The organism is Paenarthrobacter sp. CM16 (assembly GCF_013179505.1).
GTDB lineage: Bacteria > Actinomycetota > Actinomycetes > Actinomycetales > Micrococcaceae > Arthrobacter.
On the sequence record NZ_JABMCX010000445.1, the window covers coordinates 1 to 2,754 of the forward strand.

General features: G+C 63.8%; 1 protein-coding gene and 1 pseudogene. One reads left to right on the plus strand and one right to left on the minus strand.

The features are described from left to right. Positions 1–353: pseudogene (locus HP499_RS23195) on the minus strand (hypothetical protein); the annotation flags it as partial. Between the two features lie 165 nt (positions 354–518). On the opposite strand from HP499_RS23195, the gene HP499_RS23200 reads away from it, so the two are divergent. Then, the coding region (locus HP499_RS23200) for a DEAD/DEAH box helicase (protein WP_172326414.1) at positions 519–2,754 on the plus strand (2,236 nt) is incomplete at its 3' end.

A 2,754-nucleotide genomic window follows, 5' to 3' on the forward strand; every position in this document is an offset into this window, starting at 1 on the left:
TCGAGGTAAGCCTCCGCTTCTTCCTCACTCAGCGCATCGAAGGTAGCCGCGGTGCGGTTGAAGAGCTCCAGATGACGGGTGGCGCCCATGCTTTCGAGGCCGGCGCGGATGTAGGCGTCCACTTCTTCGCGCTCCGGTGCGGTGAAGACGTACTGGGCAAAGCCGCCAGCCAGGGCTTGGGTCAGGTAGAAATCCACAAAGAAGCTGTTGAGCGCAGCGGTGGCGATTTCGTCGCTGTTGAGGAGCTCCTGGTACATCTGGTTCACGACGTTGACGTTGGAATCCACAACATCCGCATTGCCGGCTTCGAAGCTGGTCTTGTTCAGGACGACGGGGTACTCGTTGGTAGTCATGGGAAATCCTCACTGCTGAAAGCTGATGGTGCTCCGGACACTTTCAACGTACGCGTGGGAGCGGCGCGGCAGTCGAGGATGAGGTGAACGGAGGGCGAAGTTTGGGAGCCGTTTTCTGCTGACTAAGATTGAACAGATATCCTCCTGCCGAAAGTAGCCCGACGCATGCCGTCCCACACAGACGAAAACTGGGAACTGGCCATTCAGACTCCTGCCATTAACGACCGCTCCCTGGCGGCCGGATTGGCCTATGCCATGGGCAGCCGAGTGAGCGGGATTTCTTTCGATTCGGCCACAGGCCTCCTCCTCGGCAAGGTCCGCGGCACCGGTCCCCAGCCTTATTCGACGTCGGCCAAATTGGTCCGTAAGCCCAGCGGCTGGAGCTGCACCGTGGGTATTTGCAGCTGCCCGGTCCGTAAGGACTGCAAGCACGTTGCCGCGTTGCTCTTCACTGCCGAGGACCACCCCACCATCCGCGCCCAGCTCCTTTCACAGGCGCCCGGAATCCAGACTTCCCGCGTTGGTTCGGGGCAGCAGGGCGGCGCCGCCCGTCCGGCCTGGGAACAAGCCCTCAACAGGCTGATCACCAAACCTGGCACGGCTCCCAGTGCTGCCGGCATTCCGCTGGCGCTTCAGTTCGAGGTGGAAGAGCCCGCGGCCCACTTCTCCTACACAGGCCGCCGCGATCCTATGCGCAGCGTCCGCCAGCTCAAGGCCCGCCCCGTCATGATGGGCGCCAAGGGCAAATGGATCCGCGGCGACGTCTCCTGGAACAACCTCAGCTACGTCAGCTTCCGGCGGGAATTCAACGAGGTCCACGTCGAATGGCTTCAGACTTTCCTGGCCGCCCATGGGTCCAGCAACGGCCGGCAGCAACCCTCCGGAGCCATGTGGTTGAGCCTGAACGACTTCGCTGCCAAGAATCTTTGGACCCTCCTGGCCGACGCCACCAAAGCCGGCATCCCGCTCATCCACTCCGCTGGTAGCGAGCCTGTCCGCGTTGAGTCCCAACCCGCCGTCGTCGGACTGAGTTTGGCGCGTCTGGACGCCGCACCGGCGGCCCCAAAGCAGGAAGCGCCCGACGGCGGCCTGCAGCTTGCGCCGTCCGTCACCGTGGCCGGGGAGCCCGTGGATCCGGGATCCGTTGGCTTCCTGGGCAAGCCCGCCAACGGTATTTTCTTCACTCATTCGGGGGAAACCCTGCCCGGCGTGCCGCAACAAAAGAACCTGATCACGCTGGCCCCGATCGAGGGCGGCATCACTGATGAGCTCCTGGAATTCATCATGGATGGCCAAACGCTGCAGATTCCTGCCGAGGATGAGAGCCGGTTCCTGACCTCGTTCTACCCAAAGCTGCGACAATCCACGCCGGTCCAGGCCGCGGACGAATCGGTGGAGCTGCCCACCCTGGCTGTCCCCACGTTGTCCCTGCTGGCCAACTACGGCAACGACCACAAGGTCCGGCTGCACTGGGAATGGCATTACAAGTCCGGCACGCTGGTCACCGCGCAACCGCTGTGGAGGCACCCGGACGATCGCGGCTACCGGGACGACGCTGAGGAAGCGCGGATCCTGGAGTCGCTCGGACGGCCGTGGGACGTGGTCCCCGCACTGGCCGAGTCGGCAACCGGTGGCTGGGGTGCGCCCCGTATCGCTGCCTCCGCGGAGCTCAGCGGCCTGGACACACTGGCGTTCACCGAAGAGGTGCTCCCGGCACTGCGGGAACTGCCCGACGTCGTAGTTGAAACGTCCGGTGACATCGCGGATTACCGTGAGGCCGCCGAGGCTCCCGTGGTGTCCATTTCCACCAAGGAAACGGCCAGCGGCGACTGGTTCGACCTCGGAATCGTGATCACCCTCGAAGGCGAACCGGTCTCCTTCGCAGCCGTGTTCTCCGCTCTTGCGGCCGGAATGAGCCGCATGCTGCTGCCCAGCGGCGCCTACTTCTCGCTGGACCTTCCCGAGCTGCACCAGTTGCGGGCACTGATTGACGAAGCCCGCTCCCTGCAAGACAACCCGGACAACAAGGACGGCACCCTTCAGATCAGCCGCTTCCAGGCCGGACTCTGGGACGAGCTGGCCCAATTGGGAATTGTGGACGAACAGGCCGCCGCCTGGCGTGAAGCCGTGGGTGGATTGCTCGACGACGGCGTGACCGGACTTCCGCTGCCGGCCGGACTTAACGCTGAGTTGCGTCCGTATCAGCTCGAAGGATTCAACTGGCTCAGCTTCCTCTACAAGCACAGCCTGGGGGGTGTGCTGGCGGACGACATGGGCCTGGGTAAGACAGTGCAGGCCATTGCGCTGATCTGTGCGGCGAAGGATTTGGCCGCATCCACTGCCGCTGCCGCGCAGGGAGACGCCGTTGAGGTGACTCCACGCGCTCCTTTCCTGGTGGTTG